We start from the raw sequence: 15,661 nt of genomic DNA, 5'->3' as shown, positions 1-15,661 counted from the left end.
GAAATGGCTGAGTTTCCTGCCGACTCGATATTGGTCCTCCTGGACATCACCCCTTCTGGGGATCTCGCAAAATCTTCGGCCGAGCTACTGGGAGCGGCGGCGTCGGTGGGCACCCCTGTCGCACTTGCTGTCGGTGGCGATGCTCCAGAAATCGCCTCGACGGCGGGGGACCTGGGTGCCGCCATCGTACTGACGGCGGCCGGTGATTCGTCGCTGCTCACGCTTCCTCAAGTGGACGCGCTGAGCGCTGCGGCGAGCCTCGTACGCCCGGATGCGATCCTCGCGTCGAATTCGGTCGAGGGGCGGGATGTCGCGGCCCGTTTCGCCGCGCGCAACCGCGCGGCGCTGTGCGCGGATGCCGTCGGCGTCTCACGGGATGCCGAGGGCGTGGTCGCGCACCACTCCGTCTACGGCGGGGCCTACAACGTCGACTCCGCCGCGACGTGGGGTGCTCCGGTCATCACGATCCGCCAGGGCGCGATCGAAGCGCGCGCTGAGGCGCGGACACCCGAGGTCGAGACCCTCAGCGTCCCGGCGTCGGGGAGGCCCGCGGCATCCATCGAGTCCGTCGAAGAGGCCGTCTTCGCCTCGTCGCGGCCCGAGCTGCGCGGTGCGACGAAGGTCGTCTCCGGCGGTCGCGGCCTCGGCTCGGGGGAGAAGTTCGCGCTCGTCGAGCAGCTCGCCGACGTCCTCGGCGCGGCAGTGGGCGCGTCCCGGGCGGCGGTCGACGCCGGCTACGTGCCGCAGTCCTATCAGGTCGGGCAGACGGGCGTCTCGGTGTCGCCGCAGCTCTACGTCGCGCTCGGCATCTCGGGCGCGATCCAGCACAAGGCGGGCATGCAGACCGCCAAGACCATCGTCGCGATCAACAAGGACGGGGATGCCCCGATCTTCGAGATCGCCGACTTCGGCGTCGTCGGCGACCTCTTCACGGTCGTGCCGCAGCTCATCGCGGCGCTCGAGGCGAAGAAGGCCTGACCGGCGGTGGCGACGTACGCGCGGTCGATCCGTCGAGGCCTGCCCCGCACGGCGGGTGGCGAGGCGTGGCCGCTGGCCGGCGAGGCACTTGAGGCGGATGGCGACGGTGCCGCGGCATCCCTGGTCGTCAAGCCCCTGACCGCCGACGCCGGGCGGCCCGTCGCAGCGTCCCACGGCGACGGTCGCGCGTCGGCCAAGACCGTCGAGTCGACGGTGACCGGAGGCGCGGAGTTCGACCCTCTGACAAGTTCACGGGCCGGGGATGGCTCGGCGACGGGGAAACGGCGTGCTCTGCGGCGCGGGTTGCCGCGCGTGCCGGGCGGGACGCCGTGGCCGCCGGTCGTCCGCCTCGTGGCCGGCGAATCATCCCGTCTCGCGGTGCCTCGCGACGAGACGGAACGCGTCGGGGTTCCGCCGGCGACGGTCGCGGCCGGCGCCACCGCGTCTGCCGGACCCGTCTCGTCTCGCTTCGCTCAATCAACGACCGGTGAGCTTGAGATTGCGGACCTGGCCTGCGATGGCTCGCTGCGCCGTGGCCTGCCGCGCGTTGCCGGCGCGGAGCCCTGGCCGCCGGCATCCGCAGTCCGAAGGCAGCGGAACGTCCTCGCTCCGACCCCGTCCGCGGGGCTGGAGTTCGACTCCTCGACAAACTCAGGAACCGCGGATGGCGTCGTCGACACGCTCGAGGACACGCGGACCATCCGTCGAGGCCTCACGCGTACGACGACAGCCGCGACGGGAGGCCCAGTCCCCGCCCTGACAGCTCTGACCACTTCATCGGGAGTCTCCGCGACGGATGACGCAGCATCCATCGTCCCTGTCGGCGGGGAGCGGCCGCCGCTGCCGTACACGCGCACCGTCTGGCCCGGCGCGGCGGCGCGCACGCGACCCCGGCCGAAGCCCGAACCGCGGCGCTACGGGCCCTTCACGAAGCTGCAGTGGGCCGGCGCTGCCCTCGTCGCCGGCGCAGGACTGCTCTTCGCCGCGGGCATGGTGGTCCTCGCGACCAGGTGGCTGCTGAGCCTCGAGTTCATGCAGCAGTTTCTCGCCGCCTATCCCGGCGAGTACCCCCTGCCCGAGAATGCACCGGTCGGCATCCCGCCCTGGCTGGGCTGGCAGCACTTCTTCAACACGTTCCTCATCGTCCTGATCATCCGGTCGGGGCTCCAGGTGCGCACCGAGAAGCGGCCGAGCGTCTTCTGGTCGCCGCGGAACAACCGCCAAAAGATCAGCCTCAACCTGTGGTTCCACCAGTCGCTCGACATCCTCTGGATCGTCAACGGCGTCATCTACGTGGTCCTGCTGTTCGCCACGGGGCAGTGGATGAAGATCGTGCCGACGAGCTGGGCCGTCTTCCCGAACGCGCTCTCTGCGGCGCTGCAGTACGTCTCTCTCGACTGGCCGACCGAGAACGGCTGGGTCAACTACAACTCGCTGCAGCAGCTCGCCTACTTCGCGACCGTGTTCCTCGCCGCGCCGCTCGCGACCCTCACCGGCGTCCGCATGAGCGGCGTCTGGCCCAAAAACGCGCAGGGCCTCAATCGTGCCTACCCGATCGAGTGGGCCCGAGCCGTGCACTTCCCGATGATGATCTACTTCGTGCTGTTCATCGTCGCCCACGTGACGCTGGTGTTCGCGACGGGGGCGCTGCGCAACCTCAACCACATGTACGCCTCGCAGGATGCCGTCAACTGGGCCGGCTTCTGGATCTTCGTCGCGTCTCTCGCTGTCATCGCCGCGGCCTGGATCGCTGCGCGTCCCCTCGTCCTGGCGCCCATCGCCCGTCTGTTCGGCAACGTCACCGGGCGGTGACATGTGGTAATGCATGTGCGACCTCTCGCCACCTTGTCCGAGAGTGGTCTGATGAGCGACGACGGGTCAGCCGCTTCCGCTTGGCCCCATGAGCGTCCGCTCCGTGCTTCGAGTAACTCCTCGGCAGTCCCGAAAGTGACCGCGAGGCGCTTCGCTCCGAGCTCCGCACCGAGTTCGAGCATGGAACTAGGGAGTCCACCTCCAAGTGTGCTGTCACGCGGATCACCTCGACATCGAAGACGTCCACGGAGGCATCCGCTAGAGACCGTTTGATCTCTATGCACGCTGACTGCGCCATGACATCGATATCCGTAGGCATGACGGGGATGAGTCGCAGGCTGAAAGCATCGCATCCGACCTGCGAGGCGACTTCGATCTGATCAAGCGGCGAGAGAGGCAGGACAGTCGACGCGGACAGTGAGATGGGTGTAGGACGAGCACCAAGTTCCTATTTGCGAACGTACATATCGTATAGTGTATGCTTGTTTTCAAGCAACGTGCGTCTGAAGGAACGGCATCGCTCGACTTGCTGACAAGGCGGCTGTGGTCGTGGGAACTGGTCAGAGTCCGGGCGAATCGATAGGGAACGGATGACCGACGGTGCTGCGCTTTTTTCGAAGGAGGGGGCCGAGTGCTCGCGGCATGTCGCGCGCTCGCGTCCGCCCAAGAGACTTCCGATCTCCGGCGGGGCCCTCGTGAAAATCGGCTGGTAAAGCCATCAACAAAGGCGGTTGGTCAGTGTCGAGTAACTCGAATCGGTCTTATTCGGAAGAGACGTTTGTGTCCTTGCGCGACACCATCGCAGAGGTCGCCGACCTCGACGCCTTCGAAGATGCCGCGTGGGGCTCGCTCGACGTAGCCGCTGCCTATTGGGCGGCTCCATTCCGTGGCGGTCATCTGAGTGTACGGATGAAGGAGCTCATCCTTGTCGCGATAAGTGCGTCGGTGACAAGCCTCAATCACGAGGCCGTCCGCAGGCACGCTCATCGAGCCATCAAGGCAGGCGCCACTCACGGCGAGATCATCGACGTTCTGCTGACGATCGTCGCGCTCGCGAACCATGCCCTGTACACCACGATCCCGGTGCTCGACGATGTACTCGCCAGTCGGGGTCAGGGTATCGAGATCGACGAGGCCGCGGATGCGGAGTTCGAGGCGGCGAAGCAGGCCTTCATCGAGGCGCGGGGCTTTTGGAACCCAGATCGGGAAGCGCTCGCACGGTTGATCCCGTCTTACTACCGCGCTCTCGACGCGCTCTCGACAGAATCCTGGAACGGTGGCCCGCTCACCACCAAGGAGCGCGAGTTCATCTGCATCGGGATCGACTCGACCGTGGCGCACACATACATTCCCGGGTTGCGTCGGCACATCAACAATGCGCTCGACCTCGGTGCCAGTGCTGAAGAGATTCTCGAGATATTCCAGCTGACGGGCACCTTCGGCCTCGAAAGCTACATCCTCGGTGCGAAAGTTCTCTTTTCGGAGTCCGAAGCCGAGTCTCCTGATCCCGCCCTTTCCGGTGGATTGGCCCGTGCCGGCATCGACTCGACCGACCGCTAAGCACGCCAACTGGGGTTGCCGTGATCGAGTCGGTCGGGTGGTACGCACGAGGCGGCACGGATGAGCCGGTGCTTTGGCGAGGATGGCCCCGCATCGCTGAGACGGGATCCGCTCCGAAAGGCACCTTCATCGCGTCCCTCGTCCGGCGGCTTGGCCTTGTGAGTCGTGATGACGACCGCACCTGACCCATGCCCTTCCGCGAATCCGCTGGAGTTCAGGTTCCACGGCGACCCGATGCAGCTGGCATTCGCGGCGCGCGCCGAGTACTCCGGCCGTATCCATAGAGTCAGCCAGACCCGGGATGGGCGGACCGAGCCGATTCGCCGGTCCACCAGCCGGGCGGCTTTCCTCGCTTCGTGAGGCACACTGTGACCGCCGGGATCGAAGAAGAAGTCGAAAGCGCCTCCGTCAATCTGTACGTGGAGGAGGGTGTCGCGACCATCGAAATCTGCAACCCGGCGCAGCGGAACGCCCTCACCCGAAGCATGTGCATCGCACTGAAGCGGATCGCACTGGAGGCCGACAGCGCCCCGGACGTGGACGTGATCGTGCTTCGGGGTGCCGGCGACACCTTCTGCGCTGGCGCAGCAATCGGCGAGCTATCCTCCATCCTCTTCGACGATTCGGCGGCGGACGGTCCCGTCGACCGGCTCAGCCTGGCGGACGAAGCGCTGTCCGCGCTGAGAAAGCCGAGCCTCGCGCTGGTGGACGGGGCCTGCATGGGCGGCGGGTGGCAAATCGCATCCGCCTGCGATTTCATCGTCGCAAGCGCCAGATCCGCCTTCGCGATCACCCCCGCGAAACTCGGGGTACTCTACCCGCGATCTGGCATCGAACGCCTGATTCGACTGGTCGGTCCCGCGGCGGCGAAGTACATACTCTTCAGCGCCGAGACTTTCACCGCCCAACAGGCCCTGGCCCTGGGGCTGATCGCAGACGTCTTCGACGACTCTGAGTTCTCCGCGTCGGGCATGTGGTTGGCGCGCCTTATTCGCAGTCGTTCTCAGTTCTCGGTGCAGACGATGAAGGAGATCGTCGACCTGACCGTCGATGGCAGCGACCATCTCGATGCCACCTGGAGGGAAGCGTGGGCGCAGACGACCGCTGGTCCGGACATGTCGATCGGGGTCGCGGCATTCCAGTCCCGGAGTCGGCCTCGATTCCGTTGGCGACCGACCCCGCACATCTAAGGCGTGCCGCGCGCTCGGATCACCGCCGCGGTCGGGATCACTCCGACGCTTCCTCCGCCCGCTGCGCGGCCTCGACCTGCGCGGCATCCGGAACGTACCCATCGATGTGCCGTTCATCCGGTCCGTTGTAGGCGGAGAGGGGGCGGATGAGGGCATTCGAGGCAGACTGCTCGAGGATGTGCGCGGTCCATCCGGTGATGCGCGCGGCGACGAAGACGGGCGTGAACGTTGGAGTGTCGAATCCGATGAGGTGATAAGCGGGGCCGGAGGGGTAGTCCAGATTGGGATAGATGCCCTTACGCGAGACGAACTCGTTCTCCAGGCTCCGGTAAAGCGATGCGAGGTCGCTCGCGTCGTAGTGTTCGATGAGAGCGTCGAGCGCGGCCCTCATCGTCGGCACGCGCGAGTCTCCCTTTTTGTACACACGGTGCCCGAAGCCCATGATCTTGCGCTTCTGAGCGAGCGCCTCGTCGAGCCACGGCTCGACGTTCTCGGCCGAGCCGATCTCGTCGAGGATGTGCATGACGGCTTCGTTGGCCCCGCCGTGCAACGGGCCCTTGAGTGCGGCTATCGCGCCGACGACGGCGGAGTAGAGGTCGCTCAGTGTGGAAGTGATGACCCTCGCGGTAAAAGTGGAGGCGTTGAAGGAGTGCTCGGCATACAGGATCATCGAGCGATTGAACGCATCCACGACGAGCTCGTCTGGCTCCTCGCCCAACGTCATCCAGAGGAAGTTCGCCGCGTAGTCCAGGTCGTCCCGGGGCTCGATCGGCTCCTGTCCGCGCCGGCGGCGCTGACCGTATGCGACGATGGCCGGCAGCACGGCGAAGAGGCGAATGCTGCGGACGAGGTTGTCATCGACGTTCCCGCTCGCGTCCAGTACGGAGCCGGTCCCGGCGAGATCTACCGCCCCGATCAGGCTCACTGCAGTGCGCACTTCGTCCATGGGGTGCGCCGTGAGCGGAACTTGATCGATGCCAGCTCGGATATCCGGGTCCAGCCGGCGGTGCTCCCGCTCGGTGGCCCGCAGTTGAGCGAGCTCCTCCTCGGACGGCAGCTCGCCGTACCAGAGCAGGTAGGCGACCGCCTCGAACGACTGCGTTGCGGCGAGCTCCTGCACGGGATAGCCGCGATACAGGAGCGAGTTCGTGTCGGGATTGACCTTGCTGACGGCCGTGTAGTCGACGACGACTCCGGCGAGCCCCTTCTTGATCTCAGCATCCGTCATGTCGTTCTCCTTATCGAGCGATCTGGAAGTTGAAGACGTCCTGGTCGAAGTGGTTGTAGGCCTCGTAGTCGATGAGGTCGTACAGGTCGGCGCGGTGCTGCATCTCGCCGAGCTTCGAGGTCAGGTGCCCCTCGTCCGTGAGCGTATCGAGCGCACGGGATGCCGCGCCCATCGCGATGCGCAAGAGCGAGACGGGCCAGATCACGATGTTGACCCCGACGCCCTGCAGCTGGTCGACCGAGAAGAGGTCGCTCTTCCCGAACTCGGTCATGTTGGCGAGGATCGGCACGTCGACCGCGCGGCGGACCGCCTCGAACTCCTCGAGCGAGCGCATCGCCTCGGGGAAGATCGCGTCGGCCCCGGCATCCACGAGCGCTTTCGCGCGGTCGATCGCGGCATCCATCCCCTCCACCGCGCGGATGTCGGTGCGCGCCATGAGCAGGAAGTTCTCGTCGCGACGCGCGTCCACGGCGGCGCGGATGCGCTTGATCGCGGTGTCCTCGTCGACGACGGCCTTCCCGTCGAGGTGGCCGCAGCGCTTCGGGTTGATCTGGTCCTCGATGTGCATGCCCGCGACGCCGGCGTCTTCGAGAGTCTGTATCGTGCGGGCGACGTTCATCGGCTCACCGAATCCCGTGTCGGCGTCGATGAGCGCCGGCAGGTCGGTCATGCGCGCGATCTGCTGGCCGCGCCCGGCGACCTCGGTGAGGGTCGTGAGGCCGATGTCGGGCAGGCCCAGATCGGCCGCCAGCACAGCGCCCGAGATGTAGACGCCCTCGAATCCCATCCGCTCGATGAGCCGCGCCGACAGCGGGTTGAAGGCGCCGGGGAAGCGCAGAAGCTCACCCGAGGCAAGCCGCTCACGGAACGCGCGCCGCTTCTCGCCCGCGGAGACGGTGGAGTACAGCATCAGAAGAGCCCCTTCCGCACTGCGACTCCAGCCAAGGCGCCCGGCTTCGCGACGATGTTCAGTTGCTGCACCTCTTCCGGCGTCAGCTCGGGGAGCCGCTCGGCGAGGCCCAGGAAGCGCTCGATCTCCTCCGGCGAAAGCACCGGCTCGGCGAGGAGGCGGAACTTGCGCACGTAGTCCTCGCGCGTGAACGGCCGGGCGCCCAGGGGGTGCGCGTCGGCGACCGCGATCTCCTCGACGATCTGACCGCCGTCGGCGAACGTGATGACGACGCGGCCGCCGAACGCCTTCTCGTTCGGGTCGTCCGAGTGGTAGCGGCGGGTCCACTCCTCGTCCTCGGCCGTCGTGATCTTGTTCCACAGCGCGACGGTGTCCTCGCGGCCGGCACGCTCGGGCGTGTAGGAGTCGACGTGGTGCCATCCGCCGTCGTGCAGGGCGACCGCGAAGATGTAGGGGATCGAGTGGTCGAGCGTCTCGCGGGAGGCCGTCGGGTCGTACTTCTGCGGATCGTTCGCCCCCGATCCGATGACGTAGTGCGTGTGGTGGCTCGTGTGCAGCACGATCGAGGCGACGTTGTCGGGGGTGAAGGCGTCGGGGTGCTCGTGGTGGAGCTTGCGTGCGAGGTCGATCCACGCCTGCGCCTGGTATTCGGCCGAGTGCTCCTTCGTGTAGGAGTCGAGGATGCCGCGCTTGGCCTCGCCGGGACCGGGGAGCGGCACGTCGTACGAGGCGTCCGGGCCGTCCAGGAGCCACGCGATGACCCCGTCCTCGCCCTCGTAGATGGGCGACGGCGAGGTCTCGCCGCGCATCGCCCGGTCGACGGCCTCGATCGCCATCTTGCCCGCGAAGGCCGGCGCGTGCGCCTTCCAGGTCGAGATCTCGCCCTTGCGGGACTGCCGCGTCGCGGTCGTCGTGTGCAGCGCCTGACCGACGGCCTGATAGATGGTCTCGACCGGAAGGCCGAGGAGCGTGCCGATGCCCGCCGCGGCCGAGGGGCCGAGATGGGCGACGTGGTCGATCTTGTGCTTGTGCAGGCTGATCGCGCGCACGAGATCGATCTGGATCTCGTAGCCGGTCGCGATACCGCGCACGAGCGCCGCCCCGTCGGCGCCGACGTGCTGCGCGACAGCGACGATCGGCGGGATGTTGTCGCCGGGGTGCGAGTAGTCCGCCGCGAGGAACGTGTCGTGGTAGTCGAGTTCGCGCACCGCGACGCCGTTCGCCCACGCCGCCCACTCCGGCGACGTGCGGCGCTCGAGGGCGCAGCCGAAGACGGTCGCGCCGTCGCCGCCGATCGAGACGGCGTGGTCGAGGGCTTGCTGACGAGCGGCGCTCACCGGCGCGCGGGTGAGGGATGCCGCGGCCACGGCGGCGTTGTCGATGACGCGGTTGATGATCATTTCGACGACGTCGGAGTCGACCTCGACCGGGTCGGCCGCGACTTCCGCGATCTTCCACGCGAGCTGCTCCTCGCGCGGCAGCGGCTCCTCGCTTCGGTAGACGCGGACATGGTGCGTGACGGTCATGCTGCTCCCTGTTCGTGATGGTCGGTCGCCCCGATCGAGTCGAGGATGCTGCGAAGGGCGTTGTGGAGATGGACGTGGGTGGCGTGGGCCGCGAGATCGGCGTCGCGGTCGGCGATCGCGGAGGCGATGAGCCGGTGCTCATCCGAGAGCATCCGGCGTCGAGCGACAAGCTCCTTCTGACCTGCGCGCAGGCGGGCGTGGTGAGTGCGCAACCTCTGCAGTTCGGCTGTGAGGCGGTGATTCTTGACGGCGTCGTCGATCGCCGCGACCAGGTGGCCGGCGAGCAAGTCGTGGACTACCGATGAAGCATCCTCCGTGTGGGCAGCGGCGGCCAACTGCGCTTCCAACGACTGAAAGGTCGCGGCATCGCCGGGGCGCGCTGCAATGGATGCGGCCGCCCGCTCCAGCGCGAGCCTCGCCTCGAACAGCGAGATGATCTCCGACGGACCGAACCTGCTCGCGACTCGAACTCCCTGATGACTGCGCCGCACCAGGCCTTCGGCAGCCAACTTGCTGAGCGCCTCGCGAACGGGTGTTCGGCTCACCCCGAAACGAGTTGACTCAGCAACCTCGTTGAGGACCGCATCGGGCTCCAGAAGACCGGATTGGATGTCGTCTCGCAGTGCGCCGTAGACGCGGTCACTTGCGAGCAAGGTTCCTCCAGGCGCTGAATCGAACGGGCGCGAGGGGCATCAGCTGGTCGTCTCGTCGCGGCCTCGCTCCGCTCCACTCACGGTATCACCCGCATTCGCTGATGTGAACTCGAGTTCGTATTAGTGAATGGCTCGATCCCTTGTCGCCCACGGCGCACCACCTGAGGCCGCCAGCGTGATGGGCCGTACGATACGGCGCGGTCGAACGGCGACAATCGCCGCGGCTACTGATGCGACCGGAACTTCACCTTCGAAAGCTGGAGCCAGGTGTCGACGACGGTGTCAGGATTGAGTGACATCGAGTCGATCCCCTGGGCAACCAGCCATTCGGCGAGATCGGGGTAGTCGCTGGGTCCTTGTCCACAGATGCCGACGTATTTGCCCTTGCGCCGGCACGCTTCGATCGCGAGTGAGAGCAGCTTGAGCACGGCTGGGTCGCGTTCGTCGAAGGTGTCAGCGACGAGTGCACTGTCGCGGTCGAGGCCGAGGGTGAGCTGAGTCATATCGTTGGAGCCGATCGAGAAGCCATCGAAGAACTCGAGGTAGTCCTCGGCGAGAAGGGCGTTCGTGGGCACCTCGCACATCATGATGACTTTGAGGTCGTTGACGCCCCGGCGCAGACCGTTTTCGGCGAGAAGCTCGATGACGGCATGACCCTCTCCGACCGTGCGGACGAACGGGACCATGATCTGAACGTTCGTGAACCCCATGTCATCGCGCACGTGGCGTAGAGCTTCGCACTCCATCTCGAAGCACGTCCGGAAGTCCGCGGAGATGTACCTGGAGGCGCCGCGGTAGCCGATCATCGGGTTTTCCTCATGGGGCTCATACAGTTCGCCGCCGATGAGGTTCGCGTATTCGTTGGACTTGAAGTCGCTCATCCGCACGATGACGGGCTCGGGCGCGAACGCGGCCGCGATCATTGACACACCTTCGGCGACCCGCTTGACGAAGTAATCGCGGGGCGACCCGTACGCGGCGATGCGCTCGGCAATCTCCTCACGCAACTCCTCAGGCAGCGTTTCGAACTCGAGCAGTGCTTTGGGATGAATGCCGATCTGTCGATTGATGATGAACTCGAGCCGCGCCAGTCCAACGCCCCGGTGGGGGAGGCGTGAGAACGAGAAGGCCTGATCGGGTGTACCGACATTCATCATGATCTTGACTGGCGCCTCGGGCATCTTATCCAGTCGGGTCTCCTCCTCAGCGAAATCGAGGATGCCCTCATACACGAACCCGGTGTCGCCCTCGGCGCAGGACACCGTGACGGCCTGCCCCTCGCGGAGTGTGCGGGTGGCATCTCCCGTTCCGACCACGGCTGGGATGCCAAGTTCGCGGGCGATGATCGCGGCGTGGCAGGTGCGTCCACCGCGATTCGTGACGATCGCCGCGGCACGCTTCATGATCGGCTCCCAGTCGGGGTCTGTCATGTCGGCCACGAGGACGTCGCCTGTCTGGAAATCAGCCATCTGAGCGATATCGCTGAGGACTCGAACACGGCCTGAGCCGATGCGCTGACCGATCGCCCGACCCGCGACCGCGACTGTTCCTGACTCCCGCAGGCGGAAGCGGCGGATGACGTTGGCGGACGCGCGGGAGACGACAGTCTCGGGGCGCGCCTGCAAGATGTAGAGCTGTCCGTCGACTCCGTCCTTGGCCCACTCGATATCCATCGAACGGCCATAGTGATCTTCGATCACGAGCGCGTGGCGCGCGAGGTCCTCGAGCTCGGCGTCCGTGAGCGAGAACTGGGCACGCAATACTTCGGGCACGTCGACGAACGCCGTACTCGCGCCCGCCTCCTGGCTGTCGGTGTACCGCATCGCGATCGCCTTCTCGCCGACCGAACGCTTCAGCACCGCGCGGCGGCCGGCGCGTAGCGCGGGTTTGGAGACGTAGAACTCGTCGGGGTTCACCGCGCCCTGCACGACCGCCTCGCCGAGCCCGTATGAGCTCGTGACGAAGACGGCCTGGTCAAAGCCCGACTCGGTGTCGACCGTGAACATCACTCCCGATGCGCCGACGTCAGAACGCACCATGCGCTGAACGCCGGCGGAGAGAGCGACTTCGTCATGATGGAATCCGTGGTGTACGCGGTACGCGATTGCCCGGTCGTTGTAGAGAGAGGCGTAGACGCTGCGGATCGCTGCAAGCACGTTCTCGATGCCTCCGACGTTGAGGAACGTCTCTTGCTGTCCAGCAAATGACGCGTCAGGAAGGTCCTCGGCAGTTGCCGACGAACGCACCGCCCACGTCACGGTGTCGGGCTCTGCATCTGTTCGCACCAGGCGGTCGAAGGCCGAGCGGATGTCGCGCTCGAGGTCTGCCGGAAGCGGGTGTCGCTCGATCCACGCCCGAATCTCGGTGCCCACATGCGTGAGTCGCGCCACATCATCCACATCGAGGCCGGCCAAGGCACTCCGGATGCGTCCACGCAGATCGTCATGTGCGAGGAAACGTCCGAACGCCTCCGCGGTCGTCGCAAAGCCCGGCGGCACGCGGACGCCGAGATTCGCGAGATTCGATACCATCTCACCCAACGACGCGTTCTTGCCGCCTACTCGGGGGAGGTCGGCCATGCCGATCTCGTCGAACCAGAGAACATTGCTCATCCGGACTCTCCTTGGTTTCGGGTTCAGGGTCGGAGCCTCAGTGTTTGAAGAATCAAGGCAGACATCTCCTCGACGCTCTTCGTCGAGGAATTGAGGAAGGGCACCCGATTGCGGCGATACAGGTCCTCTGCCCGGCGCAACTCGAGCGTGCACTGCGCGAGGCTCGCGTAGCGCGTATCAGGTCGACGTTCGTGCCGCACCTGACTGAGGCGCAGCGCCGTGGTCGTGATGCCGAAGCAACGTGACTGATGCTTCCGCACCAGTGGCGGCAGGCCGTCAGTCGGGAAGTCCTCGTCGGTGAGCGGATAATTGGCGACGAGCAGCCCGTACTGCAGGGCGAGGTACATCGTCGTCGGCGTCTTCCCGCAGCGGCTTGGCGCGATGATGATGACGTCCGCTATGTCGAGCGCTCGATCGCTCTGCCCGTCGTCATGTTCGATGGCGTACTCGACGGCTCGCATCCGCGCAAAGTATTGCCCCGGGTCGCCGAGCTGGTGGAACTGTCCTAGCTGCTCAGATGCCGTCGTGCCTAGAGCTGCTTCGAGATCGGTGAGGTGGCCGCCGAGTAGATCGATGATCGTGGCCGGAGACGCCGCAAGGGCGGCAGACACGGCCGCGTCCTTCGTGGTCGTGAAAACGACCGGCGCAAGGCCGGCCGATGCATCGCGCGCTATGTTCCGGACGACGTTGACCGCTCCCTGTGGAGTGTCGACGAAGGGCATCGTGTGTTTCAGAAACGCGATCCCCGGGAAGTTGGCGAGCAGTGCGTTGCCGAGGGTTTCCGCCGTGATTCCTGTGCTGTCGGACACGAAGTACGCGGCCCGAACCCGCCTCTCGATCAGAGGTTGCCCGCCACCCGTTTCCATGCGATCAAGCTAACGAAGATGGCGCCCTTGTTTCGGTCCGCATCAGTCGAAAGACTGTAGGAAATTTAGATATAGTAAAGGACTCCCTTATCCCTGCGTCGAGGGTGAGGACGAGCGAGGCGTGTGCTAACGGGCGGGCGGCTGCCGGCTCGGAGGCGAACTCACCCACGCCGAACCGCGCCCGCGTGTACATGGCGGCGGTGGACTCCTTTACGGACGCCGTGACGTGCCCGCGCCACTGGCTCAGGTCCCGCCAGATCCTCTCGAAACGTGAGCCGGACATCGTCGCGCTGGAGCCGATGGTGCGCAGAATCGACTCTCCCACCGTTTCGAAGGCGATCTCGCCCGCAACGACTCCCGCTTGGTAGATGCGGAGGTCTTGCTCAGGGGTGACGCACGCTTGGGACTCGATGCAGTCCTGGAAGTGGTCCGCCGCCCACCGCACCAACGCAAGAGCGCTGTCCAGCCGGGTGCGAATCTGTCCGAACGTCGTCTGATACTGCAGATCGTCGGCGCGGAGCGAGTACGGCGGAATTGTAAGACGGCGGGTCGACATCAGCGCCTCGAATTCATCGAAGGCAGCTTCAGCCGCGGCGATGGCGAGCGACGAAAGCTCCACGGTGAAGAACCCCATCGTGGGCGCCCCGTACATCGCGTTGCCATGCAGCGCGCGCCCCGGGGTGCCGTTCGAGACGTCATAGGTGACCTGGGTGACGCCCTCGAGCACGAACTCGGCCGGGAGGAAAGCGCCGTCGAAGGTGACGGAATTGGAGCCGCTGCCGCGCAGACCGAGAGTGCCGCCCCAGTCGTCCTCGACTGTATAGGTGTCGCGCGGGGCAATGAACGCCGATACCACGTCGGGGCGGTCATCGTGGAACGCGTGCCCGCAGTAGTGGGTGGAGAAGGGTGATGCCGAGTCATAGCGGTGAGTTCCCTCAATTCGGAAGCCATTCTCGACCCTGATCAGGCGACCGGAGGGAGCCGAGGTCATCGGCGCCGCCAAATACAGCGAATCGAAGATTTGTTGCTGCGCCTCCTCGGGCCAGAACGAGGCGATCTGAAGATTGTGGCTGGACGCGAGCGTGAGGCACCACCCTGTCGACATGTCGGCTCGGGCGATCTCGCGCATGACGTCGAGGAACTGTGCGAGCGTGAACTCGTACCCACCGAACATCCGCGGTCGAAGCAGGTGGTAGAAACCGGCCTCGAGGAAGGCCTGGTGCAGCCCCTCGGAGTGGTGGCTGCGAGACTCCGTCTCCGCAGCCTCCTCTCGCACACGCGGGGCAGGCCGTCACGGCGCTTCCCGGCGCCGCCTACTTCCACCACGCCGACTCGTTCGGGATGATGCGCGGCGGGCACCTCGACGTCTGCGTGCTCGGTGCGTTCCAGGTGTCGCAGACCGGCGACCTCGCCAACTGGTCGACCGGCGCGCCCGGCGCGATCCCCGCCGTCGGCGGCGCGATGGACCTCGCGATCGGCGCGAAGTCGGTCTACGTCATGACCGACCTCCTCACCAAAACCGGCCAGTCCAAACTCGTCGCCGAGTGCACCTACCCGCTGACGGGGGTCGGCTGCGTGACCCGGGTCTACACCGACCACGCCGTCTTCGACGTCACGCCCGACGGATTCGCCGTCCGCGAGGCCTTCGGCGACAACACCGTCGACTCCCTCGCCGAGCTGACCGGCCTCTCACTGACGGAAGCCGCTGCCGCGGCATCCGTCGAAGGGAACTGACGTTTCAAAGGAATCGGGATATGGCGGGCAGGTGGGAGTCCCTAACGCGCGGTGCGAGACTGCGGCAACAGCCCACTGAACTAGTCCTGGCTTCCGTCCATGGACGCGTAGAAGGCTTGCTCGGCGGTGCGCCTGGCCTTGACATCTGTTAGCACGAAAGTGAGGAAGTCCTCGTCGCGGCTCCTTATTACCACCTCTTCGATGACCTCGGCTGCCGGCTCTCCGGGCCAACGGGTCTGGCGTGTGGCGCGATCGCGGTCGAGTCGCGTTCCGCAGGTGGTCACCCAATCGTGGAGACGTTGGCGGGCGTCGGCAAAGTCGCGATGCCATCCGATCGGTGCCGATCCGTGCTGGTCTGGGTCGTACGCGCAGAGCCAGTGAAGGTGCAGTGCAGACAATTCCCAGACCAGCTCAGGGTGTCGATGCCAAAGGGGAGGGATGACGGATGCGGGCAGTCCGTAGGTGCGGCGCAGCCAATTGACCCAGTGATTGAGGTCGATCCACTCGCTCTGCGCTTGCTCGGCTGTGAGCAGGTTCCAGTTCACGGGGCGGGGCGGGTCGGCCGTCCTGGGGCCGTCGTCGTCCATCGCGT

The 15,661-nt window shown here is 66.0% G+C and carries 12 protein-coding genes and 1 pseudogene; 5 read left to right on the top strand and 8 right to left on the bottom strand.

Annotated elements, in window-relative coordinates:
* Nucleotides 1-3 precede the first annotated feature (3 nt).
* From ACSBPH_RS04495 to ACSBPH_RS04480, 4 genes are all read left to right on the top strand, one after another.
* Entirely contained in the window at nt 4-978 is a 975-nt protein-coding gene (locus tag ACSBPH_RS04495; protein WP_442576401.1) for an electron transfer flavoprotein subunit alpha/FixB family protein, read from the top strand.
* A 6-nt stretch (nt 979-984) separates the two neighbouring features.
* On the top strand, nt 985-2,790 hold the full coding sequence (locus ACSBPH_RS04490; RefSeq protein ID WP_442576400.1) for a cytochrome b/b6 domain-containing protein: 1,806 nt from the start codon (nt 985-987) through the stop codon (nt 2,788-2,790).
* 786 nt (nt 2,791-3,576) lie between these two features.
* Nucleotides 3,577-4,350 (top strand): carboxymuconolactone decarboxylase family protein, encoded by a 774-nt coding sequence (locus ACSBPH_RS04485; protein ID WP_442576399.1) that lies wholly within the window; start codon nt 3,577-3,579, stop codon nt 4,348-4,350.
* A 368-nt stretch (nt 4,351-4,718) separates the two neighbouring features.
* A complete protein-coding gene (locus ACSBPH_RS04480; protein ID WP_442576398.1) occupies nt 4,719-5,540 on the top strand; it encodes an enoyl-CoA hydratase/isomerase family protein in 822 nt (273 codons plus the stop codon).
* Nucleotides 5,541-5,577: 37 nt separating this feature from the next.
* Here ACSBPH_RS04480 and ACSBPH_RS04475 read toward each other — a convergent pair whose 3' ends face one another.
* From ACSBPH_RS04475 to ACSBPH_RS04445, 7 genes are all read right to left on the bottom strand, one after another.
* Nucleotides 5,578-6,768: a bifunctional 2-methylcitrate synthase/citrate synthase gene (locus ACSBPH_RS04475; RefSeq protein ID WP_442576397.1), complete on the bottom strand. Its 1,191-nt coding sequence runs from the start codon at nt 6,766-6,768 to the stop codon at nt 5,578-5,580.
* A gap of 10 nt (nt 6,769-6,778) precedes the next feature.
* Nucleotides 6,779-7,678 carry a methylisocitrate lyase gene (gene prpB, locus ACSBPH_RS04470; protein ID WP_442576396.1) on the bottom strand — a complete coding sequence of 300 codons (900 nt, stop codon included), beginning with the start codon at nt 7,676-7,678 and terminating at the stop codon, nt 6,779-6,781.
* Complete coding sequence (locus ACSBPH_RS04465; protein WP_442576395.1) at nt 7,678-9,204, bottom strand: MmgE/PrpD family protein; 1,527 nt, start codon at nt 9,202-9,204, stop codon at nt 7,678-7,680. Before ACSBPH_RS04465 ends, prpB begins: the two co-directional genes overlap by 1 nt.
* Nucleotides 9,201-9,857, bottom strand: a complete 657-nt coding sequence (locus tag ACSBPH_RS04460) for a GntR family transcriptional regulator (RefSeq protein ID WP_442576394.1) — start codon at nt 9,855-9,857, stop codon at nt 9,201-9,203. Before ACSBPH_RS04460 ends, ACSBPH_RS04465 begins: the two co-directional genes overlap by 4 nt.
* A 224-nt stretch (nt 9,858-10,081) precedes the next feature.
* On the bottom strand, nt 10,082-12,469 hold the full coding sequence (gene ppsA, locus ACSBPH_RS04455) for a phosphoenolpyruvate synthase (RefSeq protein WP_442576393.1): 2,388 nt from the start codon (nt 12,467-12,469) through the stop codon (nt 10,082-10,084).
* Nucleotides 12,470-12,492: 23 nt separating this feature from the next.
* Nucleotides 12,493-13,335 carry a pyruvate, water dikinase regulatory protein gene (locus tag ACSBPH_RS04450; RefSeq protein WP_442576392.1) on the bottom strand — a complete coding sequence of 281 codons (843 nt, stop codon included), beginning with the start codon at nt 13,333-13,335 and terminating at the stop codon, nt 12,493-12,495.
* A gap of 4 nt (nt 13,336-13,339) precedes the next feature.
* A complete protein-coding gene (locus tag ACSBPH_RS04445) occupies nt 13,340-14,611 on the bottom strand; it encodes an acyl-CoA dehydrogenase family protein (RefSeq protein WP_442576391.1) in 1,272 nt (423 codons plus the stop codon).
* On the opposite strand from ACSBPH_RS04445, the pseudogene ACSBPH_RS04440 reads away from it, so the two are divergent.
* Nucleotides 14,545-15,069: pseudogene (locus tag ACSBPH_RS04440) on the top strand (CoA-transferase); the annotation flags it as partial. The gene ACSBPH_RS04445 and the pseudogene ACSBPH_RS04440 sit on opposite strands and share 67 nt — an antisense overlap.
* Nucleotides 15,070-15,149: 80 nt before the next feature.
* On the opposite strand, the gene ACSBPH_RS04435 reads toward ACSBPH_RS04440, so the two are convergent.
* Entirely contained in the window at nt 15,150-15,656 is a 507-nt protein-coding gene (locus ACSBPH_RS04435) for a hypothetical protein (protein ID WP_442576390.1), read from the bottom strand.
* Between the last annotated feature and the right edge of the window lie 5 nt (nt 15,657-15,661).

Origin of the sequence: Microbacterium sp. F51-2R, from assembly GCF_052180235.1 — a bacterium.
Taxonomy (GTDB): domain Bacteria; phylum Actinomycetota; class Actinomycetes; order Actinomycetales; family Microbacteriaceae; genus Microbacterium.
Note: the sequence above shows the minus strand (reverse complement) of the source record. Positions and strands in the feature narration are given on the sequence as shown.